The 24,603-nt window shown below is 49.1% G+C and carries 27 protein-coding genes and 2 pseudogenes; 13 read left to right on the top strand and 16 right to left on the bottom strand.

The window, feature by feature from the left end:
- Positions 1-21 precede the first annotated feature (21 nt).
- The 8 genes from AAIE02_RS20825 to AAIE02_RS20790 all read right to left on the bottom strand — a co-directional run bounded on the left by AAIE02_RS20825 (position 22) and on the right by AAIE02_RS20790 (position 6,900).
- Positions 22-1,848: a DNA topoisomerase III gene (locus AAIE02_RS20825; RefSeq protein WP_498533174.1), complete on the bottom strand. Its 1,827-nt coding sequence runs from the start codon at positions 1,846-1,848 to the stop codon at positions 22-24.
- 191 nt (positions 1,849-2,039) lie between these two features.
- Positions 2,040-2,465: a DUF3158 family protein gene (locus AAIE02_RS20820; protein WP_427065247.1), complete on the bottom strand. Its 426-nt coding sequence runs from the start codon at positions 2,463-2,465 to the stop codon at positions 2,040-2,042.
- Positions 2,455-3,066, bottom strand: coding sequence for a PFL_4669 family integrating conjugative element protein (locus AAIE02_RS20815; RefSeq protein WP_498533173.1), 612 nt, complete (start codon positions 3,064-3,066; stop codon positions 2,455-2,457). The genes AAIE02_RS20820 and AAIE02_RS20815 overlap by 11 nt, the downstream gene beginning before the upstream one ends.
- A 159-nt stretch (positions 3,067-3,225) precedes the next feature.
- The gene (locus AAIE02_RS20810; protein ID WP_498533172.1) at positions 3,226-4,098 is read right to left on the bottom strand and encodes an STY4528 family pathogenicity island replication protein; all 873 of its coding nucleotides are present in this window, start codon (positions 4,096-4,098) and stop codon (positions 3,226-3,228) included.
- Positions 4,088-4,645, bottom strand: coding sequence for a DUF2857 domain-containing protein (locus AAIE02_RS20805; RefSeq protein ID WP_498533171.1), 558 nt, complete (start codon positions 4,643-4,645; stop codon positions 4,088-4,090). The genes AAIE02_RS20810 and AAIE02_RS20805 overlap by 11 nt, the downstream gene beginning before the upstream one ends.
- Positions 4,629-5,912, bottom strand: a complete 1,284-nt coding sequence (locus AAIE02_RS20800) for a ParB family protein (protein WP_498533170.1) — start codon at positions 5,910-5,912, stop codon at positions 4,629-4,631. Before AAIE02_RS20800 ends, AAIE02_RS20805 begins: the two co-directional genes overlap by 17 nt.
- 16 nt (positions 5,913-5,928) lie before the next feature.
- Positions 5,929-6,123: a helix-turn-helix transcriptional regulator gene (locus AAIE02_RS20795; RefSeq protein WP_001561320.1), complete on the bottom strand. Its 195-nt coding sequence runs from the start codon at positions 6,121-6,123 to the stop codon at positions 5,929-5,931.
- Between the two features lie 138 nt (positions 6,124-6,261).
- Complete coding sequence (locus AAIE02_RS20790; RefSeq protein ID WP_498533169.1) at positions 6,262-6,900, bottom strand: hypothetical protein; 639 nt, start codon at positions 6,898-6,900, stop codon at positions 6,262-6,264.
- Positions 6,901-7,312: 412 nt separating this feature from the next.
- Between AAIE02_RS20790 and AAIE02_RS20785 the strand changes: the two genes are divergently transcribed.
- From AAIE02_RS20785 to AAIE02_RS20770, 4 genes and pseudogenes are all read left to right on the top strand, one after another.
- Positions 7,313-8,092 (top strand): HNH endonuclease, encoded by a 780-nt coding sequence (locus tag AAIE02_RS20785; protein WP_498533168.1) that lies wholly within the window; start codon positions 7,313-7,315, stop codon positions 8,090-8,092.
- Positions 8,093-9,211: 1,119 nt separating this feature from the next.
- Positions 9,212-9,565 (top strand): annotated as a pseudogene (locus AAIE02_RS20780) (type I restriction endonuclease); the annotation flags it as partial.
- Positions 9,566-9,652: 87 nt separating this feature from the next.
- Entirely contained in the window at positions 9,653-11,761 is a 2,109-nt protein-coding gene (locus AAIE02_RS20775) for a DEAD/DEAH box helicase family protein (RefSeq protein ID WP_498533206.1), read from the top strand.
- Between the two features lie 43 nt (positions 11,762-11,804).
- Positions 11,805-13,838, top strand: a complete 2,034-nt coding sequence (locus tag AAIE02_RS20770; protein ID WP_498533167.1) for an N-6 DNA methylase — start codon at positions 11,805-11,807, stop codon at positions 13,836-13,838.
- Positions 13,839-14,004: 166 nt separating this feature from the next.
- Here the strand turns inward: AAIE02_RS20770 and AAIE02_RS20765 are convergent.
- Both AAIE02_RS20765 and AAIE02_RS20760 read right to left on the bottom strand, forming a co-directional pair.
- Positions 14,005-14,131, bottom strand: a pseudogene (locus AAIE02_RS20765) (IS3 family transposase); the annotation flags it as partial.
- Between the two features lie 397 nt (positions 14,132-14,528).
- The gene (locus AAIE02_RS20760; RefSeq protein ID WP_336708613.1) at positions 14,529-14,780 is read right to left on the bottom strand and encodes a helix-turn-helix domain-containing protein; all 252 of its coding nucleotides are present in this window, start codon (positions 14,778-14,780) and stop codon (positions 14,529-14,531) included.
- Positions 14,781-15,164: 384 nt separating this feature from the next.
- Between AAIE02_RS20760 and AAIE02_RS20755 the strand changes: the two genes are divergently transcribed.
- Together AAIE02_RS20755 and AAIE02_RS20750 are read left to right on the top strand one after the other, a co-directional pair.
- Positions 15,165-15,725: a type IV secretion protein Rhs gene (locus AAIE02_RS20755; RefSeq protein ID WP_336982947.1), complete on the top strand. Its 561-nt coding sequence runs from the start codon at positions 15,165-15,167 to the stop codon at positions 15,723-15,725.
- A complete protein-coding gene (locus AAIE02_RS20750) occupies positions 15,722-16,069 on the top strand; it encodes a putative T6SS immunity periplasmic lipoprotein (RefSeq protein WP_498533166.1) in 348 nt (115 codons plus the stop codon). Before AAIE02_RS20755 ends, AAIE02_RS20750 begins: the two co-directional genes overlap by 4 nt.
- A 623-nt stretch (positions 16,070-16,692) precedes the next feature.
- Here the strand turns inward: AAIE02_RS20750 and AAIE02_RS20745 are convergent.
- Positions 16,693-17,145 carry an acyltransferase gene (locus AAIE02_RS20745; RefSeq protein ID WP_336982949.1) on the bottom strand — a complete coding sequence of 151 codons (453 nt, stop codon included), beginning with the start codon at positions 17,143-17,145 and terminating at the stop codon, positions 16,693-16,695.
- Positions 17,146-17,389: 244 nt separating this feature from the next.
- Between AAIE02_RS20745 and AAIE02_RS20740 the strand changes: the two genes are divergently transcribed.
- Entirely contained in the window at positions 17,390-18,682 is a 1,293-nt protein-coding gene (locus AAIE02_RS20740; RefSeq protein WP_498533165.1) for a YPO3983 family protein, read from the top strand.
- A gap of 59 nt (positions 18,683-18,741) precedes the next feature.
- Positions 18,742-19,209 (top strand): DUF943 family protein, encoded by a 468-nt coding sequence (locus tag AAIE02_RS20735; RefSeq protein WP_498533164.1) that lies wholly within the window; start codon positions 18,742-18,744, stop codon positions 19,207-19,209.
- 70 nt (positions 19,210-19,279) lie between these two features.
- Here the strand turns inward: AAIE02_RS20735 and AAIE02_RS20730 are convergent, their stop codons facing one another.
- Both AAIE02_RS20730 and AAIE02_RS20725 read right to left on the bottom strand, forming a co-directional pair.
- Complete coding sequence (locus AAIE02_RS20730; RefSeq protein ID WP_336710368.1) at positions 19,280-19,513, bottom strand: DUF3455 domain-containing protein; 234 nt, start codon at positions 19,511-19,513, stop codon at positions 19,280-19,282.
- A gap of 18 nt (positions 19,514-19,531) precedes the next feature.
- The gene (locus tag AAIE02_RS20725; protein WP_336982953.1) at positions 19,532-19,660 is read right to left on the bottom strand and encodes a hypothetical protein; all 129 of its coding nucleotides are present in this window, start codon (positions 19,658-19,660) and stop codon (positions 19,532-19,534) included.
- Positions 19,661-19,873: 213 nt separating this feature from the next.
- Here AAIE02_RS20725 and AAIE02_RS20720 point away from each other — a divergent pair, with 213 nt between their 5' ends.
- Positions 19,874-20,425: a type IV secretion protein Rhs gene (locus AAIE02_RS20720; RefSeq protein ID WP_213715504.1), complete on the top strand. Its 552-nt coding sequence runs from the start codon at positions 19,874-19,876 to the stop codon at positions 20,423-20,425.
- Positions 20,422-20,811, top strand: coding sequence for a putative T6SS immunity periplasmic lipoprotein (locus AAIE02_RS20715; RefSeq protein ID WP_166877930.1), 390 nt, complete (start codon positions 20,422-20,424; stop codon positions 20,809-20,811). The genes AAIE02_RS20720 and AAIE02_RS20715 overlap by 4 nt, the downstream gene beginning before the upstream one ends.
- A gap of 65 nt (positions 20,812-20,876) precedes the next feature.
- Here AAIE02_RS20715 and AAIE02_RS20710 read toward each other — a convergent pair whose 3' ends face one another.
- Positions 20,877-21,155: a DUF3455 domain-containing protein gene (locus AAIE02_RS20710; RefSeq protein ID WP_498533163.1), complete on the bottom strand. Its 279-nt coding sequence runs from the start codon at positions 21,153-21,155 to the stop codon at positions 20,877-20,879.
- 227 nt (positions 21,156-21,382) lie between these two features.
- Between AAIE02_RS20710 and AAIE02_RS20705 the strand changes: the two genes are divergently transcribed.
- The 3 genes from AAIE02_RS20705 to AAIE02_RS20695 all read left to right on the top strand — a co-directional run bounded on the left by AAIE02_RS20705 (position 21,383) and on the right by AAIE02_RS20695 (position 23,203).
- Positions 21,383-22,234, top strand: coding sequence for a YPO3983 family protein (locus AAIE02_RS20705; protein ID WP_498533162.1), 852 nt, complete (start codon positions 21,383-21,385; stop codon positions 22,232-22,234).
- Positions 22,218-22,679, top strand: coding sequence for a DUF943 family protein (locus tag AAIE02_RS20700; RefSeq protein ID WP_498533161.1), 462 nt, complete (start codon positions 22,218-22,220; stop codon positions 22,677-22,679). The genes AAIE02_RS20705 and AAIE02_RS20700 overlap by 17 nt, the downstream gene beginning before the upstream one ends.
- A gap of 65 nt (positions 22,680-22,744) precedes the next feature.
- Positions 22,745-23,203: a DUF943 family protein gene (locus AAIE02_RS20695; RefSeq protein ID WP_498533205.1), complete on the top strand. Its 459-nt coding sequence runs from the start codon at positions 22,745-22,747 to the stop codon at positions 23,201-23,203.
- Between the two features lie 70 nt (positions 23,204-23,273).
- Here AAIE02_RS20695 and AAIE02_RS20690 read toward each other — a convergent pair whose 3' ends face one another.
- Positions 23,274-23,798, bottom strand: coding sequence for a DUF3455 domain-containing protein (locus AAIE02_RS20690; RefSeq protein ID WP_498533160.1), 525 nt, complete (start codon positions 23,796-23,798; stop codon positions 23,274-23,276).
- A complete protein-coding gene (gene sodC / locus AAIE02_RS20685; RefSeq protein ID WP_336982960.1) occupies positions 23,795-24,322 on the bottom strand; it encodes a superoxide dismutase [Cu-Zn] SodC in 528 nt (175 codons plus the stop codon). The genes AAIE02_RS20690 and sodC overlap by 4 nt, the downstream gene beginning before the upstream one ends.
- Positions 24,323-24,603: the final 281 nt, after the last annotated feature.

Below are 24,603 nucleotides of genomic sequence, written 5' to 3'. Positions count from 1 at the left end.
CGGCAAACGCCGGGCGTTTTGCTAACCTGATGGGGCGATTTTCTGACCTCTGACTATTTGAGCCGTGAGCGCTGTAACGGCCTCTTGCTGCTGTACCAGGAACGCCTCCAGCCCCATTTTCCCCGTCGCGATGTCATCCAGCATCTGCTCCCATAGCGCAGTGGTGCCTGGATCTTTCAGCGTTTCCGGCAGGGCGTCAATCAGCACGCTGGCGGTATCCGTTGCCAGCAGAAAGCGTCGCTGCTTAATCAGATAACCGCGCTTAAAGAGCGTCTGGATAATCCCGGCGCGGGTAGCTTCGGTGCCAATACCCGCATTTTCTTTCAGCCGCTGCTTCAGGCGCTCATCGCTGACAAAACGGGCGGCGTTTTTCATCGCGGCAATCAGCGTCCCTTCGGTGTAGTGCTCCGGCGGTTGAGTCTGACGGGCGCGAACGTCTACCTGTTCCACCTGGCAGGTCTGTCCCTGTTGCAGGACGGGAAGTGACTGCGTTTCTTCCGGTGAGTGCGTTGCCATCTCGCGTAAAAACAGTTGTCGCCAGCCGCTGACAATCACGACTGAGCCACGGGCAACCAGCGTTTCCCCGGCGCAGTTCAGGCGCAGGTCGGTTTTATCCACCTCATGGTCCGACAGAAACTGCGCCAGAAAATGGCTGCGTACCAGGCCGTAAACCTTGCGCTCGCTGTCATTCATCTGCGTCAGATCTACCGTTTTACGGGTCGGGATGATGCCATGGTGGGCGGTGATTTTGCTGTCGTCCCATAGCCGGGAGCGTTGTTGCAAATTCAGTTGCGTGGCGAGGGGCTGCAGTGAGATGTCGCTGGCGACCAGCGCCGCCAGAACCTGCGGTGCTTCAGCGTGCATGGAGAGCGGCAGCCAGCCGCAGTCGGTGCGCGGATAGGTGGTGGCCTTATGGGTTTCATACAGGCGCTGGGCGATATCCAGTACCTCCTGCGCGCCCATGCCCCACTGTTTTGAGCAGACCTGCTGCAGGGCGCTGAGGGTGAAGGCCAGCGGTGGCGGCGTTTTCTCCCGCCGGGTGGTCACATCCAGTACCAGCGCGGTCCCGGCCTGTTGCAGGCGCGCAGTGGCCTCACGGGCGGCGGATTCACGGATACAGCGGCCTTCGTCGTCACAGTACACCCCATCGGGTTGCCACTGCGCCAGAAAGGTAGTGCCCTCAGCATGCAGCCGGGCGTCCACCCGCCACCAGGGGCGGGGCGTGAAACGGGTGATCTCCCGATCGCGTTCCACCACCAGACGCAGGGTCGGCGTCTGCACCCGGCCCACGGAGAGCACGCCTTTGTGCCGCCGGTTCATCAGCGTGCAGGCGCGGGTCATGTTGATGCCGACCAGCCAGTCGGCGCAGGCGCGCGCCAGTCCAGCCTGGTACAGCGGATACGTACTGTCACCGGGTCGCATCGCAGCAAGCGCCTTGTGGATACTGGCGTCATCCAGCGCCGACAGCCACAGCCGCTGGACCGGACCGCGCCAGCGGCATTGTTCCAGAATTTCGCGGGCGATGGTTTCGCCTTCGCGATCGGCGTCGGTGGCAATCACCACTGCATCCGCCTGTTTCAGCAGCTTTTCGATGATACCGAACTGCTTGCGCACCTCCGGGCGGATCACCAGCCGCCATGCCGGGGGAATAAACGGCAGGTGCTCTGCCCGCCAGTGTTTCAGCGCCGGATCGTAATCCTCCGGCGCGGCCATGCTCAGCAGATGGCCGAAGCACCAGGTGATGGTCACGGTGGCGTTATGCAGGTAGCCGTCGCTGCGGTTACGGGCGTCAAGAACGCGGGCGATATCACGCGCCTGAGAGGGTTTTTCGCACAGATAAAGTTGCATGGGCTGTCTCCGGTGAAAGGGAGTTCAGCATGGTGTGCCGGAGGGATGAGGCGACAGGGGAAACTGGAGGGCGAAGGTAAAAATTGCACCTTAAAACGTGCATTAAGCGGATAGTGCCTGTTTTTAGAGGCATGAGGTGAGTTTAAAATAATCGCTAAAGTGACACTCAGGGTTTAACTTTGCGCAAAATTTTAAACCAGCGTGGTTAATGGGCGTATCCGCCGCAGCATAAACACCACCACCGAAAGCTGCATATTCAGCACCTGCCGCCGCCATTCGAGGGCCATCAGCGCGTCGCGCAGTTCATCGCTCGTGTCCGGCTGTTGAATGGCCTCCTGCAACGCCACGTTCCCCGAGCGGTTGTTGTCCAGATTACGCCAGCGCAGATAGCTCACACCGGAGCGTGCTGGGTTGCTGCACAGAATCAGCGGTACGTTACGTCCCGGCAGTTCATACACAGCCTGTTTCAGTACAGGCTGACGTTGTTGCAGCTGCACGCGCAGCGCCTGTAATTCCTGCACCAGCGCTCGCAGCTCTCCCTTACCCTTAAAGGCCTTTAAAAGGCCCTTTAGCGAGCTTTTGCGGGCGGAGCGTTCATCATCATCGTCATTGAACATCGCGCTGTATCTCCGCAAGCATCTTTTTGGGCAAATTTCCGAGCTTATGTGCCATCGTCTGCGCCAGCGGACTGTTCGCCCTCACGTCGGCGCGGGTCACGCCAGTGGTGCGAAAGCGGTTCACGAAGCTGAAGACCTGGAGCATCAGGCGTGGGATAGTGGCCAGGAAATCGCGCTTCTCCGCCTGGGTGATAAGGCCGAGGTGCCAGGCAAGCAGAGTTCGGCGGACCAGCAGATCGTAATCAATCAACTGCTGCAGCAGGCGTGAACCGGGCGGTGAGAACAGCGCCAGCGGCAGGATGAATTCGGTCGGGGACGGGTTACTGACCTGCGTGGTGTGGATAGCGCACGGCAGGCTGGCGAAGGCTTGGTCCAGCCGACGGTTTTTTTGCTTCAGCAGGTGCGCGATCAGGTTAAGGCGAATGCGCAGTTGCCTCAGCCAGTGGGTGGCCCACGGATCGTCGGCCTCTTCGGCGCGCAGCAGACGCCTGAGTAACGCCAGACAGAGCAGCATGCCGGTGGGATGCGCCTGCCACAGCCGGGCGGCGACGCGGGTGTGCAGGGTGATGCGGATATCGCTGAACAGGGTTGTGCCAGGCATCGGAAATTCTCCATGGATTCAGATGCCCGCAGTGTCGGTCCGCGCAATGAGTCTGGCGACGGGAAACCCATCTGGTTCGCAGAAAGTTAATTTCGCCGATGAATGAGGCTTGATTGATAGCTGGTATACCGGCTTTATGCGGTGCGCATAAAATCAGGGCTATCTGCGCCTGCGCCGAAGCTGATTGAACTCGCCCCGTCTGGCTTTCTCCAGCGTTGCCAGCAGATAGGCAAGGGGGCGGTGGATATCGTGGGCGGCGATCCGCCACAGGCAGTCGTCCAGCACCTGTTGGCAGAGAGCGGGATCCAGATTGCGCATCGCGCGTTCGGCGGCGCGGCGCTCGCTGGCGTTGAAGGGATTATCCACAGGCCAGTGCAGCAGTTGCGTACGCTTTTGATGTTTATTGTTTAAATCTGTACCAGTATGTACGCAACGCGGCTCCGGTTGTTCGCCAACCCCCGCCACATCACTGAGTCTTAATTGAAGACCCGGGCATTTTTTACTGAGTCCTCGATTAAGACCAGGGGCGGTCTTCAATGGAGACTCAGTGCAGGTTCGTCCACTGTCCACAGGTTGTTGCAGGGTGAGCAGCAGCCCGATGGCGGTGGTGCGGATACGCCGGTTGCGGTGGCGGGAACAGGCCGTAAGCAGCGCCAGATATTCGCTGTCCATCCGGCAGGCATCGGCATGAGTCAGTGGCGCATCATGCAGGGCGTAGAGGTTGCCGGTGATCCTGCCGCTTTGCTCGTCGCGCAGCCGCTGGCACAGGCTCAGCCAGCGGGTGATTCGCAGCATCATCAGCGCGTTGCTGACGGTACTGCGCGAGGCCTTCTCTCCCTCAGGCTGGTCGGAGAGCCAGCCCTGCAGTTCGTTGTAGGAGGGAAAGACGCCGTTGCCGTCGTCGCGGGCGTACAGGCGCAGCAGTTGCCACGTGAACTTGTCGCGCGGGGAGAGGTTGCGCGCCAGCAGCAGGCGCTTCGGCACGCTCTGCTGCGGGTTACCAAGAAACAGTAGCCGATCGTCATTCTTCATGCAGCAGCTTCTCCTGAGTCCACTGGCGCAGCAGGTTCCAGATAATCGTCAGCGACAGGTCGTGTTCGCGGGCCATCGCCATCATGGCGGTCAGCGCTTCGGGTGAGTCGAGTTTGTTCACGCCCGTCTTCTGCCACTCGTTCCACACCAGCGTCTCCACCTGCTCATCCGGAGCATTGTTGCGCCCTTGCCGGACAAACAGGCCAATCAGCCGCCGCCGGGCACAAACTTCCGGCGTGGAAAGACCAAAGTAGTGGTTGATGAACTCGATGGACGCGCCCACCGATAGGGCTTCCTCCAGACGCTGCTGAAACAGCCGCTCCTGCTCCATCCTCGCCAGCATCCGACCCAGCATCTCGTGGTCAATGTGGGTGGTGATGAACTGTACCGCGCTATTGCTGAGAAACAGGATGTCATCGGCGGTAAGGCGCGTCAGCTCGCACAGCTCCTGCGGGCTGAAGCCCAGCGATTCGCAGTAGCGGATCTGTCCCTCCTTCAGCGCCTGGACGATGTGGGTGAGGACTGCCTGGTTAACTGAGGGCGTCATGGCGAACCTCCCGCAGCCGTCGCTGGCGGCACAGGCTGATAAGTTGCATCAGTTGCTGGATCTGAGCGTTGTCGTAGTCCGGCGACAACAACAATTCGAGGGCAGGCATCGGCGTGCTGGTGTCGCCATTCAGGGCCGCCAGCACCTGATAGCAGCGCTGTGCCGCCGGGTGGGGAAAATCGTGGCAGGGCGTGAGGGTGAAGCCGGCTGAAGCGCTTTCGTCCGGCTGGATACAGGCATCCAGTCCCCAGCAGGCACATAGCGACCTTGCCGTATGCACCAGCGGTGAGGGCTTTGGCTCGCCGGGCGCAGCGGGTTCAGTCGGTGGCTCAGGCTCTGGTAGTGGTGCTTTTTCCGCTTCCGGCGGTGGCGGCCAGAGGACCTTTTCGGCTGGTGGTCCCAGCAGCGCCTGCCGCTTGCTCTGTCCATCGGTCAGTTCCGCCAGTAACGTATTCCAGCTCATGCCGCTGCGACAGCTCATCTCGCCGAGCAGTTCGTCCTGCACCAGTTGCGGTACCACGGCTTCCGGCTCGCCATTGAAGGTGGCGAGGGCGGTGCTGAACAGGTCGGCAAATTCGGGCTGGCGTTCCAGTGGCATCAGCTTTGCCCAGACCTGTTCCGCTGCGCTGCGTAGCGCCAGCAGGCGATCAATAACCTTTCGGGTAAGGCCGCCGTACAGCGCGTTAGGGATGCAGGGCAGCAGCCAGTCGACGGTCTGTAGCATCCGGCTGATTTGCGACTGGCTGACGGGATAGCCGTCGCGGGTCAGTTGCTGCGCCAGCGCCAGCTGCGTCGGGCATTCAATACCTGCCTCGAGGTAAAGATCGCGCAGGTGCAGGACCCCTTCCGCGCGTTCGATAAACATCAATCCGTTATGCAGGTCACTTTCGGCCAGATGGCCGATCAGGCACTGGACTTCGCCTTGCTGCGGTGACAGCGTTTCCGGCCATGGTCTGAACGGCCAGCAGACGCGGTGGTAACGCTCATCCTGCGTCTCCTGCCACAGTTCATTGAGAATGGCGAGGCGCGTATTCCCGCCGCTGGCGAGCATATATTTTTCATCACTGGGGCGACGGGTCAACACCGGCGGGTTATCCAGTCCACGGGCGAGAATTGACGCTTTCAGTACATCATAGCCGGGGTTGCGGGTGACGCGGGGATTGAGAGAGAACGGCTGGATTTGCTCCAGACTGACCTGGACCATTTCCTGTTCTCCGGTAGTGCTGGCACCGTGAAGCCAGCGGTTGAGCAGGTGTGAAGCGCACATAATCTTCCTCCGGCATTCAGACATCGCGGGTAAGCCGGATGCGCTGGTGGATCCAGGCATCCACCTCGCTTTCCAGCCAGGCGACGTGGCGGCTGTTTAGTCGGATGGACGGCGGAAACTGTTGCAGCTGGATTTGTCGATAAATCCACGATTTACCGAAGCCGATTTTGTCTTCCACCTGGCGTAAGCGTAAAAATCTGTCGCTATTCATAACCATTCCTCCTGTGTCCAGATTCGTTCACATCAGCACGATGGGCGTGGTTATCAAAGCAGCAGCGTCCCTGCCAGGCAGTAAAAATCCTTATCCGGGGTAGTGAGAGTTGTTAGTTGAAAGGGTTAGTTGATCGCGTTAAGGCGGTGCGCCGCGCTGGAGGGCGGTTTTCAACGTCTCGGGGCTCAGCGGCAGGTGCATACCTTCCTCGCGCGCCCAGCATTCGAAAATGTTCAGCAGTTTGTAGGGATGCTCCAGCATTTCATCGTCCAGTTGCGGGTTGTGCTTGCAGGCCAGCCACAGCAAACGCGAAAGCGCGGAGGTGATCCGCTCCTTTGATTCTGGCTGATGACGGGTCAGGAAGGCTTCGAGATGCATGCGACGGATGACGAACAGTGCGTCAGGAGGCAATGTCTCCTGCAGATAGCAGACGGACAGATTGAGCCGGGATTTCAGGTCATTGCGGCCATTGCCATATAGCTGGCCAATCAGCAGATGCAGCTCTTCCTGGAGGTTGTTTTGCGTGGCGAGCAGTTCCAGTAAAAGCTCCCGCAACGATTTGCGGCAACAGAGTTGGTAGTAGCTGTCGTTTTCATCGCAGACCACGATGCCAATCTGGTTGCAGCAATGGGTATCATTGGGGCAAGGGCGATTCAACGTTTTCGCCAGTTGCTGGTGGAGCAGCAGGCGCTCAAGGCCAATTAACGGCAAATTCCACAGATGGCTGGTGGTCAATTGCAGACTCGGATCGCGTCTGCACGGCGGAGAGTTCGCCATTACCTTGCGGTTGCCGGGTTTGTTGCACTGCGAAGGCGGAAAGGGCGGCTTGCTGAATCGGCAGGCAAAGCGGCAAGGGGGATTGAGTGGTCTCAGAAGTACGGGCGAGGGGAAGTAGACCGAGAGTGGCAGATCTCCGTGCAGGGCATGGCGGATCAGGTCGGCGGGCAGCAACGTGATGTTGTGCTGCCGGATGACTTCTGCGGCCTCGTCCAGCGTCAGCCACTCCTAGCGGATTTTGTGTGGGGGCATGGGGCGTTCCTTTTTGTGTTGTTGGTTGCGTGTCGTGATTGTTGATGGTGAAAACCGGTGTGAGATGTTTTTGCTAAAACAACTAACCTGATCAGTTTAGTTAACGATCTTTTCAGACATAATCTGGTGATGAATTACACTGGAAAAACAGGATGTAACATTGAATAGCTCAGAAGACGATTTGCTTGAAGTGGCGTGGTATTTGTCGAAGTACGGTAAATCTCAACCACCTGTGGGACTGGGTGTTCAGAAATGGAAAGAGGCTTTTGCCTTGTTTTATCCTCGCTTTGGAGCGGGTAAAACCTCCAGCGAGTTTCACAATAGTCTGAAAAATAATCGTGACCGTTTTGATTCCTGGCTTAGTGATGTGCGTGTTGGCTGGCGTGACGAGCAGGGCGCTCCTGCTGCGCTTTCTCATTCAGCGCAGCGTGTGCATCAGCGATTGAGTTTGCTTTCTGAGAGTGTGATTGAGCAGCACGTTCTTTCGTTAATATCTTCTGATGGAGATGAACAGGCGCAACGTGACTGTCTTATTATTCAGCAGGATAAAAGTATTGAAGATACCGTACGCGAGCAGCTGATTGCGGCACGGCTGGGGCAGGGTACCTTTCGGAAAAATTGTCTCATGCTGTATCCGGCATGCCCTGTTACGGGAGCGACGTTTGCGCCGTTACTCCGCGCCAGCCATATAAAACCGTGGGCTGCCTGCGAGAATGGGAATGAGCGCCTTGATCCTTTTAATGGAATTATACTGGCCGCACATATTGATATTTTATTCGATCAGGGATGGATTTCGTTTGAGAACGATGGGCGTTTATTAATTAGTAATGAGCTGGATATTAGTGTTAAAGAGCAGTTTTTGTTGCCGGAGAAAATAAAGGCGTTTTCTGTTGAGTCGTATTGTTATCTGGAATGGCACCGGGAGTGTTTATTTCGATAAAACAAAATGGAGCTGAAGCTGGAGGTGGCGAAATTACCTCAATGTAAAAATATTTTGAGTGTCTTTTGCCATTCATCGCGTACAAAATATGTAACCGATTTGGATAATCATTTTTGTCTGCATGGCTTGCCCATAACATCCAGTATCAGTAATATGTGGTGGGAAGCTATGCCACCACTGAATTTGGATTAAATACAGCTCCTCCAATGGTAACTAATAATATTATAGAAAGTCATTCTTAAATGATATTATTACAAGTGGAAGCGCGGTTTCCGTTAGTTAATGGGCTGGGTGTTTCTGAGTGTTTTTTTTGGGAGGGGAGGGGTGTAAAGCATGTGGCAATTACTAGGTGGCTTCCTATAAAAATTGTAGAGTCATATATTTTTGCCATTAAGTGGAGAGTGGGTTTAATATTTTTTTTGAGGAGGTTATTTAACTTGCCATTGAGTGGTCTTGATTGCGGAGTTTTTTTTTTGAGAATCTTGATTATTAATTCTAAAAGCTAATGCAATTACATCTAATTATTCTTCTGTGCCGATGGCTACTAGGTTGTAAAATATAAAAACACATTGATTTTTTGATGCTGTTCTGCATATTCTATGTAATGCAGTCTTAGTATTGGTAGAAGGAATGATAATGCAGCAGTGTTTTTTAATAAACCTGCGATATCCCTAAAGATATTATCTTACTCTAGGGTGCACTATGTTAAGTTACCATTATTTCAAAATTGACCTGTCCAGTATGACATGCTGGCTATAGTGTATTTAATGATGAAATGCATGACTCGATCAATTTATTGAATTAATGGCATTATAGGTTTGTGTGTATTCTGACAATAGATCCCTTATGGTCTTGTTATAAACAAGATTAGTAGAAGTTTATTGCAAAATGCAGTACATTTGCACTACATCACTGACGAGACGATACCATGCAACGTTTGAAGGTAGAGACTATTTCCATACGTACTTCTTCCGAGATTAAGCAGCTTTTACGATTGGCTGCTGATCGTGAGCGTAGATCCGTGGCGTCGATGATCGAAATCTTAGTATTAGAGTACGCTCGGGTACATAACCTGCAACCAACTCCTCAAGATGGTTCAATTAAGGGAGAGGCTTAAAGATGGCGAACGTAAAGGAAGCGCAAGCTCGCATTAAAATCAACAAGCTGTTGGAGATAGCTGGTTGGCGATTTTTCGATGATGCTAGAGGTAAATCCAATGTTGCCTTGGAGCCCAACGTAAAATTAAATCATGACCATGTAAATGTTCTAGGTAATGACTTTGAGTCGACCAAGAACGGCTTTGTCGATTTCCTGTTACTAGACGAGCGTAGCTTCCCTTTAGTAGTTCTTGAGGCAAAGTCCGAAAATAAAAATCCACTCGTGGGTAAGGAGCAAGCTCGTAAGTACGCTAAATCGTTGAATTGCCGCTTTGTGTTACTTTCAAACGGAAACCTGCATTACTTCTGGGATCTGCAGCAGGGTAACCCGCACATAGTTACAGCCTTCCCTACACCTGACTCACTCAAAAGCTATCAAAAGTTTGCACCTGATCAGCGACGCTTGATCACCGAGACGATCGGGCGCGATTATATTGCTCAGACTCAATTGCCTAATTATGAGAAAGAGGCAGGGTGGCTCAATGCTGACGAGCGTTCGGCCTTCGTAGTTAAGAATAAACTTCGCTTCCTTAGACACTATCAGAAGAAGGCACTCAACGCGATTCAGGATGCGGTAGCTGGAGGCTCAACCCGTTTCCTATTCGAAATGGCTACCGGCACAGGTAAGACACTGACCTCTGCTGCTGTTATCAAACTATTTTTGCGCACCGGTAATGCCCGTCGCGTGCTATTCCTGGTGGATCGTCTGGAGCTCGAGGAGCAAGCCACGAAGGCGTTCAAGGATTATCTGAAGAATGATTATTCTACGGTGATCTACAAAGAGCGTCGCGATGATTGGTGTAAAGCCGAGATAGTAGTCACCACGGTACAGTCGCTGCTGTTCAACAACAAGTTTAAACGGTTATTTTCGCCTACAGATTTCGACTTGGTTATCTCAGACGAAGCGCATCGTTCTATCGGTGGTAATGCCCGTGCTGTCTTTGAATATTTTGTTGGCTACAAACTTGGCCTGACTGCGACACCACGTGATTACCTAAAGAACTTTGACACTAGTAAACCCACTACGCGCGATCCACGCGAACAAGAGCGTCGTTTGCTGTTAGACACCTATCGTACCTTTGGTTGTGAGTCTGGGCAACCAACCTTCCGTTATTCGCTATTGGAGGGAGTCAAAGATGGATTCCTAATCAACCCTATAGTTGTTGATGCTAGAACAGACATTACTACTAGGCTCTTGTCTGAACAAGGTTTTGCTGTGATGGCTCCGGCAGGTGAAGAGGGGGAGCATGAGCAAAGTTTCGTCTCTAAAGATTTTGAGAAGAAATTCTTTTCTCAAGCAACCAATGCCCTGTTCTGTCAGACTTTCCTCAAAAACGGTCTTCGTGACCCAGTTACTAACGAGTTCGGCAAAGGCATAGTATTCGCTGTTAGCCAAGAACATGCAGCAAAGTTGACTCAAATCCTTAATGAGCTAGCTGACGTACTTTGGCCCGGCAAGTATCAGTCTGACTTCGCGGTGCAAGTAACCTCCAGCGTGTCGGACGCACAGCAATACACTATCAATTTCACCAATAATAAACTGTTGGGGTCGGCTAACTTCAACTTGTTGTATAAGACCAGTAAGGCGCGTGTTTGTGTTACTGTGGGCATGATGACAACTGGCTACGACTGTCCTGATATCTTGAATTTAGCCTTAATGCGTCCAGTGTATTCTCCATCCGATTTCGTGCAAATCAAAGGGCGAGGCACGCGTAAGCACAACTTCCTTGAGCAGTTGTTCGACGATGATCTGAAGCCGCTGGTTCATGAGTCCGAAAAGGCTCACTTCAAGTTCTTTGATTTTTTTGCAAACTGTGAATACTTCGAGGAACAGTTCAATTATGACGAAGTGATCAAGTTGCCAGCGCGTAACAGTGGCGGGGATGGTCAGAAGGGAGAGCCTACACTGTCAATGAGTGGACTGTTTGTGCACACAGGTACTGATGTCATACACCACGTAGCTGAACAACAAATCGGCTATGACGGTATGAAGATCGACCGAATGTTCTTCGAGAAATTTGAGGATCAGGTCAAGGCTGACCCCATGTTGAAGCTACAGGTGGAAAATGAACAATGGGAGCAGGCCGTCGCCTATGTTATTAGTACCCTATTTGACAAGCCTAACGAGTACTTTAATCTTGACAAATTACGTCATTCAGCCAGCGTTGATAGGCGATTGAGTCTGAAGGAAATTCTCCAAAAAATCTTCGGTCTGATTCCGTATTTCAAGAGCAAGGATGAGCTGCTGGAAGATAAATTCCATGAATTCCTGCTTGTCAATCAGAGTAAGCTGAGTGATGAGCAAGGTGCTGCAGTCTTGGCCATGAAATACTTCTTCAAGGCATATGCGACAGATGCTGCTTTGCGTGCCGTCATTGACGATAAGCGCTTTGGAGAGCTTAACGTCAACCCAGCCTTCGGTGTGGCTGACCTGCGCGCAGTGCCACCCGAGTGGCGTGAAGGGATACCAGAGTATGTTAAAGATTACGTGCCGTTAAACCAATTTATGTAATACATTTTTAGGTTGCCTCAGGCAACAGAGTGAGAAAAATACCATGCTTGACACCGATACCAAACGTCGAATCGACACCTGCCGTGACATCCTCGTCGGCAAGGTACCTGACCCTAAGAGTCAGGTTGAGCAGATCACTATTGCACTCATCTATAAATTTATGGATGACATGGATGCGCAGTCTGAAGAGTTTGGTGGCAAACGCAGTTTCTTCGTCAATGGATTCGAGAAATACAGCTGGAGTAAGCTGCTTGCACCCGGTATGGGCGGTCAGGACACATTGAATCTTTACTCCGAGTCCATCGGTAAGATGACCGAGAATACGCACCTACCGACCTTGTTCCGCGACATCTTCAAAAATGCCTACTTACCGTATCGTGACCCCGAAACGCTCAAGGCGTTTCTAAAGGAAATTGATGGTTTCACATATGACCATTCAGAGCGACTGGGCGACGCTTTCGAATACCTACTATCTGTGCTTGGAAGTCAGGGAGATGCCGGCCAATTTCGTACGCCTCGCCACATTATTGATTTCGTTGTTCGGGCGGTTGGGCCGGGAAAAAATGATAGAGTTTTAGATCCTGCTTGTGGCACTGCTGGGTTTCTAATTTCCGCGTATAAACATATCCTTAGAGAAAATTCTCCAATAGATGAACGAAATAATGAGCAACGCCTAAAAGGTGCCTCGGTTGCAGAAACATCAATTGAAAGTCCTATGCACTATAGCGGGAGCCTCCTCACTCCCTTAGAGCGCCAGAGAATTCATGAAAATATCAAAGGGTTCGATATCTCACCGGATATGGTGAGGATTTCACTTGTAAATCTTTATTTACATAACTTTCGATCTCCATTAATTGAAGAATATGATTCGTTGACTCAAGAGGACTACTGGCATGAAAGTTATGACACAATACTGGCCAATCCTCCGTTTATGACCCCAAAGGGGGGAATCAAACCCCATAAAAAATTTAGTCTGCAGTCAAAACGAGCTGAATTACTTTTCCTTGACTACATTGTTGAGCACTTATCACCTACGGGCAAGGCCGGAGTAATTGTGCCTGAAGGAATAGTTTTTGTTGGTCAATCAGCTTATACCGGGATGCGAAAACGATTGATTCAAGAAAAATCTCTAATCGCCGTTGTTGAATTGCCTCATGGCGTGTTCAAGCCATACGCTAGTGTAAAAACACACATCTTAATTATTGATAAGCAGATAGCTAAAAACACAGACGACATCTTGTTTGTCAATATTAGGGCGGATGGGTATACACAGACTGATACCAGACAAGCAGTGGATGAAAACGAACTGCCAAGAGCGTTGGAAATAATTGATAAATTTAAACGTAATCAGTTAGCAGGCATTCGTGAGTATGCTCACCTGGAGTTTATCACGGTCAAAAGAGAGCATATTCTGTCATCAACTAAATGTCATTTAGTTGGTCGGTGGTATATGTTGGAAAGAAAATTCCAAGAGCTTCGGGAGCGTATGCCGGGTGCGAAAAGCCTAGGCGATATTTGCTACGTCCACAAAGGTCAGCATTCTAACATGAGCTCTCAGCCTGGTGATTACCCTCTTGTGGTTCCTGCCGTGGATAGAAAATCATCAGCGGATTACTCGTTTGACTTTAAGGCAAGCTGTATTCCTCTTGTTTCTTCATCAGGGCATGGTAAGGCTGACATCAAGCGCCTTCACTATCAAGAGGGCAAGTTTGCACTTGCGGACACTATGTGTTGCCTGGAAGTGAAGAATTCTGAAGATATTGAAATGAGGTATGTTCATGAATATCTATCAAAGTTCAAAGATGAACTTCTTGTTCCGATGATGTGTGGAGCAACAAACGTAACACTTGATCAGAATGACCTTAAGAAAATTCTCATCCCTCTTCCTGGGATTGAAGAGCAGCGAACTATTGTACGTGGGATTCTTGCAAAAGAAGCAGCAGAGAAGCTTCAGGCTATCAGAGATGAGATTAATTTTGGTATTACTTCCTCAGAAAATATTGCACAAGAAATTAGCAAACAAATATCCAGACTGAATGAGATTCGGGATACCTCACCATCACTGGAAATTTCATAATCACTTGGTCTTTTGTTTCAGCTGTGAGGCAGCCATACAATCAATTTGATTGAGTGTAAGAACAAGTTCAGGCTCGCTTGGCGAGCACCAAGTACGAGGGTAAGGCGGGTAAGCCACCTGACGATTTCCGGCAGGTGTGCTTCTTTCGCCGAGTGAAATTTTCCTTACTGTGCAGATGATATTTGTTGTAATGACTCAACGCTTCCACTTGATTTTTTACAAGTCGTTTGATTGTCTGGTTTCGGCATCATGCTGATGTAATTGCGCTTTATCGTATTTATAAAGCTTTCTGCTTCCGTGTCCCACACTGCTGTGTATGGCCCAAGAATTTATTCGTTTCATACGTTCTAAACTCCTGGCCAGTATCTGTCAATCATTCCAGCGGCCCTGATGACCGATGAAGGACACCGGAGTTGGACCAGCATGGGAGATTTAGCATCTCGATTGGCGCAGTGCCGGGAGAAGCCTTATTCTGGAATGCGTTTCGGTCCTGGAAAATAATCACGCAGCTTTGTGATCTTCCACGCAGTATTCAATTTCATGTCCCATTTTGGGGGCAAATCCCCAAAACAAATTCTCACAAGCCATTAATTTTCAATTACTTAAAAGAAAAGGCGAGTCCGGCCTTCGCCACATATAAGCGGCTTGTCCCAAAACTTTTACGACCAGGCAATCACTGAGACGAAGGCATTAACTCCCGATTCCCGCGAAGAGATCTCTCACGATCTCCCCATCAGCCCCAACATACCGCTCAGGCCATATCTCACTCGGGTGAACCTCAAGCGCCTTAGCAATCAAAAACTCACCTTTCGGCCAAGGTCGCATAAGTGCATTTGCCAGCGCTGAAGAAACCAAGCCTGATTCTCGTGAAAGTGCTGCCAGGGATGTTCCTTTCTTGCGTAAACCGGCGATGATATCCGCCGGATGCCAACCTTTAGTCATGATTCCCTCCAACTATTAATTTAACGGTTATTTCTTAGTTCGGTAGCTAACTTAAAAGAAAAAGAAATCGCTGGATATTACGCAAACGTAGTTTTATCCTCATGAGAAGTAGAACGAGATAACGCTATCTTTCGATATTGATTTAATAATTCATATACATGACTTTTTAATTGGTAAAGATATTTGATGGGTATTGTTTAAATAATAAATTACGTTCTATGAAAAATTATTTCAAAACTTGCTTTCCTTCATTAACGAACGCTGACTTGTGATCATTATCTGAATTTTTACTATTTAAGAATAATCTTCCGACTGGGTGTTATCTTTTGTTATCACGGTGTAGTACGGTGGATAATTAATGATGACACGAAAAAGGGATTTTTAATGATAGTTGGTGAAAGGACAAAACCTACATCGGGAACACCTATAACTCCCGGGGGAGTCAGGCAGTTAACATTAAGTGAGATTGCATTAGCTAAGACACTTTATGGTAACAGTATCAATTACAGCAGGGTTTGGGTTCATAGGAAAAGTTATCTTCCCTTCAATCTACAGCCAGTTGGTGTTGCCATGAGCCCAAATGGAGAGATGTGGTACAGGGAAGGTACATATTCACCGGATTTTTCGTTAGAGAAAGAGATACAAAAAAAGCACTTATTCATGCATGAGATGATGCATGTATGGCAATCCCAAAAAGGGATGTTTGTAAGAACAAGAGGAATGTTCTCCCGGTTCGCCGATTATAGCTATAGCCTGGATAAAGCTGATTTACTTCTCTACGGATTAGAACAGCAAGCGTCAATAGTCAGTGATTATTGGCTATTGTTAAATTATGGCTTACAGGGTCATAGCGACTTGCATGAATATCGTAATTACAATGTTAATGAACCTGTTCATTCATTGATCTCAAGATACAAATCGATTTTAAAGGGGTTCCCCGGGTGAGGAAAATAGCGTCTATATTTACGGTTGTCATTATGCTTACAGGTTGCCCAGGGGGTAAACCTGCGCCACAGGCAAGATATACCTACATCAATGAAGAAAAGCTCTGTTTCAGCGTTGATAAAAATGATGTATTGAATTATTACCGAATAGAAAAAACTCAGGAAAAAGGATACACCGTAATAAAAAATGATGAAGGGCTACATCTAACATATCCCGATAATTGTATCAATGTGAAATGGAAGTACGGCTATAGCTATGCCATTTCTTATGGCCTGAATGATAAACGCTATATACACCGATTTTTTATTGACAACAATGGGCAGATCACCAATACGGACTATTAATAATGTCTTTGCCTGCTTATTTATTTTTAGCGGAAATGGAGTGCAAATTGTTGGCGATTGTATACTGCCTGCCGGGGGGCTACAGGGTTATAAGCAGGAACTCAAGAGTCAGTGAATTTTTCTTGGGAATGATCCACACGATCGGTGCCGGATTAAACAGGGAATAGATTATGCCAAACAACACGATTATTTAGATCTGCACTGTGCGTTAACCGTTGTACTGTTATTGCTGGTTGCTGGTTGCTGGTTGCTGGTTGCTGGTTGCTGGATATGCGGTATATCAGTATTACTTCAATGGCTCGCCGAATGATGTGTTTTTCGCCCGCCAAAAGTCACCGATACTACGTTCTTATATATCACCGGCTACAAAGGCGGAGGCGCTACGTTTTCGGATGTCTATCGCTATTATCTGGACGCAATCTATCTGGCGATCCAATGGAGCATCTGAAGAATCGCGTCCCATTTTTGATATCAGCAGCAAGCAATGCGCAGGTTACGGGCTATGGCAGCCACGTTAACGTCACGCTCACCGGTCGTGTGTATTCGTTTACCAACTCTGACTTGTTCTATTCCGATGGCGTCGCGATTATGCCGGTTATCAGCTTTACGGCTAACGGCAGTCGTTATAATTCCCGCACCAATCGCGCCGGACTACCGACATAAACCCCGGCCACCAGAATATCTTTCGTCACCACGCTGCCTGCGCCAATCACCGCGCCGCTGCAAATATGCTCCGTCAGGATAGTGCTGCCGCTGCCTATGGTAACGTTATCGCCGAGGGTAATGGCTATCCAGTTCTCCGGGTTGGGGTCTGGCCTGCCGCTGCGAAACAGGTCGTTGGCGAAGGTGACGCCGTGGCCGATAAAGCAGTTTTTGCCGGTGGTGACATTTTCGCACAGGAACGAGTGGGACTGGACGCGGGTACCAGAGCCGATCATGCAGTGGCGCTGGATCTCAACAAAAGGCCCGACGAATACGCCGCTCTGCAGCGTGCATTCGTAGAGGTTGACCGGCTCCACAACGGTGACGTCGTCGCTGGCAATTACGTCGCGGATACCGCTTTTTAGTATTTTCATAGTGGTCTGCCCCGGTGAATAGAATGAATTTTATTGAGCATAACTCATGGGCTTTTATGATCCCAATTTATCGTAGAGCCATTGGTGGCGATATAAATCAACATTTCTGATATGAACAAAATCGCAATTAAGAAATCTGAATTCAGACTCTTAATAATGTACAACATTTACACAGTGGCAAGCGACTGTTTATCATGCCTGGCTACCGGGATGGAAGAGACAACAATATACAAGGACGTGATTTATGTCGGCCTTACAATTTCCCTGCAAGATATTTGAAACCCAGAAAAAGATGGATGATAAAAACGCCAAAGATATGAAGTCCGGCGATCTGTCCGAAATCGATCTGAAGGCAAAATTCCACCTGACAGATATTTCTACAAGTGTAAATCCTTACACGTTGACGGAGATCCCTTCATATGAGCATCCGATGGTGCAGTTCTTTCGCCCTAAGAAGGAGGTAAAAAAACTGACAAAATGGGAGTGTGCTCGCATCCTCTTTGATGAGTTCCGGTATTTATCACGTCCTTTTTCGAGGGACGGTCCTTACACATCTTTGATCGAACTAATGATCACGCACATGCAAAAGTGTGACGGGAAGTCTTTCTGTCATCCATTACTGAACAGTGCGCTGAAGGAGCAAATATTGAGCGATCGCTCGGAGGAAAACAGTACGCGGCTCCGCCTAAAGGAAGTTTTTGATACTAATATTGACTGGGATAGAAAATGCTATCCAGCAGAACAAAAAAAGGATCTGAGTGATGCTATTATGAACGGCAGGCTGCCGAAATTCGATCGTCTTCGAGATCGGGTGAATGGCATGGGGATTACCGTGCATGATACCTGGGCAACGCATATCACAATTAAGTCCCTAGCGATTGATAACGAACAATATCACGCTGAAATTCACTATAAAGTTCAGGATCATTTTGGATTGGATGATGATGATATTTTAAAAATAAAATTCAAAAACATTCGATTATTTCGTATATGGTTTGTCCTGCAACGCTACAGCGAGTTTGCCTTCAAACCCTTTATTACCAATATGGAAGCCACTATTCATATTATTGGGAAGCGCAATGGAATTAAAAATAAAATAATAATTAGCCTGTTATTATCTGGTGGTGTTTTTTTAGAGGGTTATTTATGGTTGTTTTTTCGTCCGGTAGAAATTATTGCCGTACACCAGAGAAATAGCTATAGCGATGTCTTGGTAAGTAACTTTCCTTTTACTAACAAAGGTAAAATAGACTGGTGGTTGAAAAATAAAGAAATGCTAAAGACGAAGTATGATATTCCTATGCCTTCATCCTACGGTAGTTCTAGTGTTGTTTTTTGGCTGTTTAATGATGGTTATAAAGAAGAGGGGAAATATGATCGGCTTTGTTTCAATGATATGGCAACAAAAGTAAACTGCATTGATAAAAACACAGTGCTTACTGTCGGTAATAGCAAGAGGTATGGAACCAGATTTACTCTCTCCGATGGGATTTATCGAATTGATGAAAATTGCAGGGTTATAAAAATCAATAAATAATGGTTGGTTGTACGGCAGAGATATTGATAAGAAATTTTAATTATAAAGGTTGAATAAGCATGACAGTACCCGAATTGTTGAGACGTAGTATAAAGGGACTAAAATTTCTAGCTGGCGGTCTATTGGCTGGATACTGCTTATGGTTAGCATTTCGACCGGTAGAAATTGTTGCTGTTCATCAGAGAAATAGTTACAGCGATGTATTAGTGGAAGGTTTTCCTTTTACAAAAAATGGGAAAGTACACTGGTGGTTGAAAAACAAAGCCATGCTCAAAGAAAAATATGGTGCTCCAGGGCCAGAGAAGGATGGTTTTTATGTAATTACATTTTGGTATTTTGGGGACGGTTATGTAGAAACGGATGGTTACGATCGGCTATGTTTTGACGATCTGGATCCACCGTTAAATTGCATCGATAAAGATAAAGCTTTTACGGTGTGGCAGGATAGATATAAAAATACAGTAGTTATTTTTCGTGATGGTCAATATCGATTAAGCGAAAAAGGGGATCTGATAAAATATCAGTGAACGCCCGTTCCCCTGAAGACAACTCCGTCAGCACAAAGCCCCGGCCTTTCAGACAGGACTTTGCATGCCGCTACTTCGTATAAAACTTATAAGTCGCCGTATAAGGCACTTTCAGCGTCGCGCCAAAGGTCGCCGGGTCGCAAACCGTGGGGCCGGTTACGCCGCCACGAGTTTCCACGCGCTGGATGTTGCTCACGTTGGCAAACAGGCCTGGCTGCGTTTCGGAAGCGCCGGTCAGCAGCAGCCATGGAATCGAGCCTTTATCTTTCGACGGGCGAGTGGCGCTTAGCGCTCCGGCCACCACGCTGCCGTCCGTCCCCTGTCAGTGTGGGCCGTCGAAGTGTTTGCCGACGAGGTGCTTCAGGCCTTTGTCGCTGAACATAACCGGCTCAACCACGGTAACGTCTTCGCTGGCAATCACGTCGCGGATGCCGCTTTTCAGGATTTTCATCTTGGTTGGTCCTGGCGAATAAAGTGGTCTCCATTAGGCAGAGGTCACTGTCCAACGGCCACAACTTTTTGGAACCATCGGCTACATAACATTTTTTTTATCCCATAAATTTCTAAGCGCCAAATTCTGACTATCGAAAAATAAGAAATCGGGACATAGATTATATTGAGCGTTGGTTTTATGCTGTGGAAAAGCAAACCTTAAGGAAAAGGAATGAGCGCACAGGCGGAAGAGGGCAGCCTCAGAAGAATGACATTGGGCGAAATTGCAATGGCTCGCCGGGTTTTCGGCGATTCAATTTCTTACAGCCGAGTATGGATTCATTGCGACAGCTATCTCCCGTTCGGCCTGCAGAAACAAAACTACGCGATGACGCCAAACGGAGAATTGTGGTACCGCAAGACGATGTATAAAGATGATTTCTCATCTGGCAGCGTCTTTCTTGAAGATAAATATGTTTTTATCCATGAGCTGGGCCATGTGTGGCAACATCAACACGGGCAATGGGTAAGGCTAAGGGGGGCTTTTAGCTGGGCGGCTGAATATACCTATAAATTAGATAAAGAGGCGCTAACAGATTATTCCCTGGAGCAGCAGGCCTCCATTTTAGCGGATTACTGGCTGTTATTGGTTTATGGTATAGACGCGTGGTCCTACTACCAAAGGCCCGGGCGGATGGGGAAATACAGAGGTACAGACAGTAGCCGTGAAGTTCCGGTGCTGTATCGCAAAATAGTCACAGGGAAGGTGAGAACAACGCTATGAGAAAATGTTTGTTAGCCGCTGCCGTGCTCTTGCTGGCCGGGTGTCCTGGTCCGGGCGACAGAATGGTGCCGCGTCAGCCTGCAGAAGTCGTGGCCAAAGGTAATATTGTTTGCGTGGTGTCTCCGCTTGGCAGCGGCGAGCGCATAACGGCCGTACAAATTAACGAAGGGCATGGGAACGTGCAGTACAAGACTTTCGATGATGCTCCAGTTTATGTCGCGAAGGGAGACTGTCTGCCCGCCTTTGGTTTTACCTTCTCTCCCGGCAAAAAATACTCAGTCGCTTACGATGTAAAATCTGATAATTCTTCCTCTCATCTGGTCACAGCAGAGTTTTCTATCACGGAGAACGCTTCCGGCGGAATAAGTATTCAGCACCCGAATTAGTGCTTACTCTCTGAATTGATCCCAGCAACATAAAGCCCTGGCAGTAAGGCCAGGGCTTTATGTTGCTACTTCGTATAGAACTTATAAGTCGCCGTATAAGGCACTTTCAGCGTCGCGCCGAAGGTCGCCGGGTCGCAAACCGTGGGGCCGGTTACGCCGCCGTAGATGTCCACGCGCTGGATGCTGCTCACGTTGGCGAACAGGCCCGGCTGTTCGTCTGAAGTGCCGGTCAGCATCAGCCACGGAATCGAGCCTTTATCTTTCGACGGGCGAGTGGCGCTTAGCGCGCCGGCCACCATTTTGCCGTCCTGCATGCCTGGCCCGCAGTTCGGATTAGTGTACACGTGGAAGCCGTGAATGCCCGGCGGCAGGCCTTTCAGGGTACCGGCTCCGATCTAGCAGTGGCGCTGGGGAGCGACGTAAATCAACATCTCTGATATGAATAAAATCCCAATTAAGAAATCTGAATTCAGACTCTTAATAATGTACAACACTTACACAGCGGCTAAAGACTGCTTATCATGCCTGGCTACCGGGATGGAAGAGACAACAATATACAAGGACGTGATTTATGTCGGCCTTACAATTTCCCTGCAAGATATTTGAAACCCAGAAAAAGATGGATGATAAAAACGCCAAAGATAGGAAGTCCGGCGATCTGTCCGAAATCGATCTGAAGGCAAAATTCCACCTGACAGATATTTCTACAAGTGTAAATCCTTACACGTTGACGGAGATCCCTTCATATGAGCATCCGATGGTGCAGTTCTTTCGCCCTAAGAAGGAGGTAAAAAAACTGACAGAATGGGAGTGCGCTCGCATCCTCTTTGATGAGTTCCGGTATTTATCACGTCCTTTTTCGAGGGACGGTCCTTACACATCTTTGATCGAACTAATGATCACGCACATGCAAAAGTGTGGCGGGAAGCCCTTCAGTCATCCATTACTGAACAGTGCGCTGGAGGAGCAAATATTGAGCGATCGCTCGAAGGAAAACAGTACGCGGCTTCGTCTACAGGAGGTTTTTAGGGACTACATTGATTGGGATAAGAAGTGTTATCCAGTAGAGAAAAAACAGGAGCTCATTGATGCAATTATGGAAGGAAGGTTGCCAAAATTTGATCGCCTCCAGGATCGGGTGAATGGTATGGGAATTACCGTGCATGATACCTGGGCAACGCATATCACAATTAAGTCCCTAACGATTGATAACGAACAATATCACGCTGAGGTTCACTATAAAGTTCAGGATCATTTTGGATTGGATGATGATGATATTTTAAAAATAAAATTTAAAAGTATTCGATTATTTCGTATATGGTTTGTCCTGCAACGCTACAGCGAGTTTGCCTTCAAACCCTTTATTACCAATATGGAAGCCACTATTCATATTATTGGGCGGCGAAATGCAGTTAAAAAATAAAATGATGGTGGGTTTTTTCTGTCTGGCTGGATGTATAGTGGCGGTATACTGCTTATGGCTGTTCTTTCGATCTGTTGAAATCGTCGCTGTTCATCAGAGAAATAACTACAGCAGTATTTTGGTCAAGAACTTCCCGTTCACAGACAAAGGTAAGATTGACTGGTGGTTAGAAAATAAGGATGCACTTAAAGCAAAGTATGATATTCCAAAGCCTGCATCTTATGGGGGTTTTACTATCACTATTTGGCTTTTTAAGGATGGCTATAAAGAAGAGGGTAAGTATGACAGGCTTTGTTTTGATGATATGAATACCAAAATAAACTGCATTGATAAAAACTCTGTTTTTACTATAAGGAAGAGTAAAAACAGAGGAATTACATTTACTGTGGATGATGCTATTTATCGAGAGGAAGAGAACGGTAAGATTGTCAGGCTTGAATATTAGAATATAATGTCTGCAGTTTTGAATAAACAGAAAATGCTTTATATTTTAGTCAGTTTTTTGGAGTGATTAAATTGAAAGGTAACATAATAAGGGGACTGAAATTTCTAGCTGGCGGTCTATTGGCAGGATATTGCTTATGGTTAGCATTTCGACCGGTAGAAATTGTTGCAGTTCATAAGAGAAATAGTTATAGCCACATTTTAGTGAAAAACTTCCCCTTAACAAATAAAGGTAAAGTACACTGGTGGTTGAAAAATAAAGATATGCTCAAAGAAAAATATGATGTTCCAGGTACAGGGAAAGATGCTTTTTTTGAAATTATATTTTGGTATTTTGGGGCCGGTTATGTAGAAACGGATGGTTACGATCGGCTATGTTTTGACGATCTGGAGCCACCGTTAAATTGTATCGATAAAGATAAAGCTTTTACGGTGTGGCAGGATAGATATAAAAATACAGTAGTTATTTTTCGTGATGGTCAATATCGATTAGGCGAAAAAGGGGAGCTGATAAAATATCTGTAAACGCCCGTTCCCCTGAAGACAACTCCATCAGCACAAAGCCCCGGCCTTCCGGCCAGGACTTCACAGGCTGCTACTTCGTATAGAACTTATAAGTCGCCGTGTAAGGCACTTTCAGCGTTGCGCCAAATGTTGACGGATCACATACCGTTGGGCCGGTTACGCCGCCACGAGTGTCCACGCGCTGGATGCTGCTCACGTTGGCAAACAGGCCTGGCTGCGCTTCGGAAACACCGGTCAGCAGCAGCCACGGAATCGAGCCTTTATCTTTCGACGGGCGAGTGGCGCTTAGCGTGCCGGCCACCACGCTGCCGTCCGTGGCCTGCCAGTGTGGGCCGTCGAAGTGCTTGCCGACGAGGTGCTTCAGGCCTTTGTCGCTGAACAGGTCAGCCTCCGGGGCCTGGAATACCCAGCTCCCGGTTTTGGCTTCGGCGTCCGCCGCCGCGCAGCGGTAGATCTGCACGCCTCGGGCATAAAGCTCGGTTTGCAGGTGCTCACCTTTGGGCGCGTCGATGGAGGTATCAGCCGCGTTCGCCAGGGTCGGAAGTCCGCCCATCATCAGCGTGAAGCACGCCGTCGTTAAGAAGCGCTTGCTCATGACGTCACTCCGCAAACCATACGCGCACCGCCGCCGCCGAGCATTGCCGGGTGGTCAGAGTGGTTGTCGCCGCCGGCGTGGATCATCAGCGAGTGGCCTTTTAAGTCTGACATGCGCAGGCGAGGAGCCAGCACCGGATAGGTCGCGGTACCGTCGCTGTCGACGTACAGCGCAGGCAGATCGCCGAGGTGGCCGTTGCCCCACGGGCCTTCATGTTTGCCGGTGTGGGCCGGATCTAAGTGGCCGCCAGCCGCCAGGCCAGCCACCATTTTGCCGTCCTGCATGCCGGGGCCGCAGTTCGGATTAGTGTGCACGTGGAAGCCGTGAATTCCGGGCGGCAGGCCTTTCAGGTTAGGGGTAAAGACCACGCCGTACTGGGTGGCGTGGTATTCAATGGTGCCTGCCGGGGTGGAAGTGCCGCTGGCATCGACGGTGTTCATGGCGACAGTGGCGGCCTGTGCCAGTCCGGTGTAGGCGAGGGCGGCAATACAAAGCGTCAGTTTTAGCGTTTTTAACTTATTCATCGTTTAACCCCGTACTTTTATTAGAAGGTGCAAAAAACAGATGTCGCAAAATTTTGTGCTGCGGGCTTATGCGCGGCAGTCAGCTGGTTATAACAAACTGTTTTGCGAGTTGTTTGATTGCTCTGATAGGTAAAATTGTGGGTTGAAATTCAGCGTGAAGATTTTTAAAAACAATATTTTCATAAAGTTATCCTGTGGTCTTGAGCGATTAAAGGGAGCGGCCTGAATGAAAATAAAAACGGATAAGGCAGTAAAAAGAGAGAGTGAAAAAGACCTGCTAA

This window comes from Cedecea sp. Ae19-4, assembly GCF_059801165.1.
Note: the sequence above shows the minus strand (reverse complement) of the source record. Positions and strands in the feature narration are given on the sequence as shown.

Bases quoted from the DNA above. Each gene is read 5' to 3' on its own strand.
- AAIE02_RS20745 (WP_336982949.1), bottom strand. From the start codon at position 17,145: ATGAAAATACTAAAAAGCGGTATCCGCGACGTAATTGCCAGCGACGAC.
- AAIE02_RS20700 (WP_498533161.1), top strand. From the start codon at position 22,218: ATGCAGTTAAAAAATAAAATGATGGTGGGTTTTTTCTGTCTGGCTGGA.
- AAIE02_RS20760 (WP_336708613.1), bottom strand. From the start codon at position 14,780: ATGACTAAAGGTTGGCATCCGGCGGATATCATCGCCGGTTTACGCAAG.
- AAIE02_RS20690 (WP_498533160.1), bottom strand. From the start codon at position 23,798: ATGAGCAAGCGCTTCTTAACGACGGCGTGCTTCACGCTGATGATGGGC.
- AAIE02_RS20790 (WP_498533169.1), bottom strand. From the start codon at position 6,900: ATGGCGAACTCTCCGCCGTGCAGACGCGATCCGAGTCTGCAATTGACC.
- AAIE02_RS20715 (WP_166877930.1), top strand. From the start codon at position 20,422: ATGAGAAAATGTTTGTTAGCCGCTGCCGTGCTCTTGCTGGCCGGGTGT.
- AAIE02_RS20770 (WP_498533167.1), top strand. From the start codon at position 11,805: ATGCTTGACACCGATACCAAACGTCGAATCGACACCTGCCGTGACATC.
- AAIE02_RS20795 (WP_001561320.1), bottom strand. From the start codon at position 6,123: ATGAATAGCGACAGATTTTTACGCTTACGCCAGGTGGAAGACAAAATC.
- AAIE02_RS20755 (WP_336982947.1), top strand. From the start codon at position 15,165: ATGATAGTTGGTGAAAGGACAAAACCTACATCGGGAACACCTATAACT.
- AAIE02_RS20720 (WP_213715504.1), top strand. From the start codon at position 19,874: ATGAGCGCACAGGCGGAAGAGGGCAGCCTCAGAAGAATGACATTGGGC.
- AAIE02_RS20800 (WP_498533170.1), bottom strand. From the start codon at position 5,912: ATGTGCGCTTCACACCTGCTCAACCGCTGGCTTCACGGTGCCAGCACT.
- AAIE02_RS20705 (WP_498533162.1), top strand. From the start codon at position 21,383: ATGTCGGCCTTACAATTTCCCTGCAAGATATTTGAAACCCAGAAAAAG.
- AAIE02_RS20725 (WP_336982953.1), bottom strand. From the start codon at position 19,660: ATGAAAATCCTGAAAAGCGGCATCCGCGACGTGATTGCCAGCGAAGAC.
- AAIE02_RS20735 (WP_498533164.1), top strand. From the start codon at position 18,742: ATGACAGTACCCGAATTGTTGAGACGTAGTATAAAGGGACTAAAATTT.
- sodC (WP_336982960.1), bottom strand. From the start codon at position 24,322: ATGAATAAGTTAAAAACGCTAAAACTGACGCTTTGTATTGCCGCCCTC.
- AAIE02_RS20810 (WP_498533172.1), bottom strand. From the start codon at position 4,098: ATGAAGAATGACGATCGGCTACTGTTTCTTGGTAACCCGCAGCAGAGC.
- AAIE02_RS20825 (WP_498533174.1), bottom strand. From the start codon at position 1,848: ATGCAACTTTATCTGTGCGAAAAACCCTCTCAGGCGCGTGATATCGCC.
- AAIE02_RS20740 (WP_498533165.1), top strand. From the start codon at position 17,390: ATGTCGGCCTTACAATTTCCCTGCAAGATATTTGAAACCCAGAAAAAG.
- AAIE02_RS20805 (WP_498533171.1), bottom strand. From the start codon at position 4,645: ATGACGCCCTCAGTTAACCAGGCAGTCCTCACCCACATCGTCCAGGCG.
- AAIE02_RS20815 (WP_498533173.1), bottom strand. From the start codon at position 3,066: ATGCCTGGCACAACCCTGTTCAGCGATATCCGCATCACCCTGCACACC.
- AAIE02_RS20820 (WP_427065247.1), bottom strand. From the start codon at position 2,465: ATGTTCAATGACGATGATGATGAACGCTCCGCCCGCAAAAGCTCGCTA.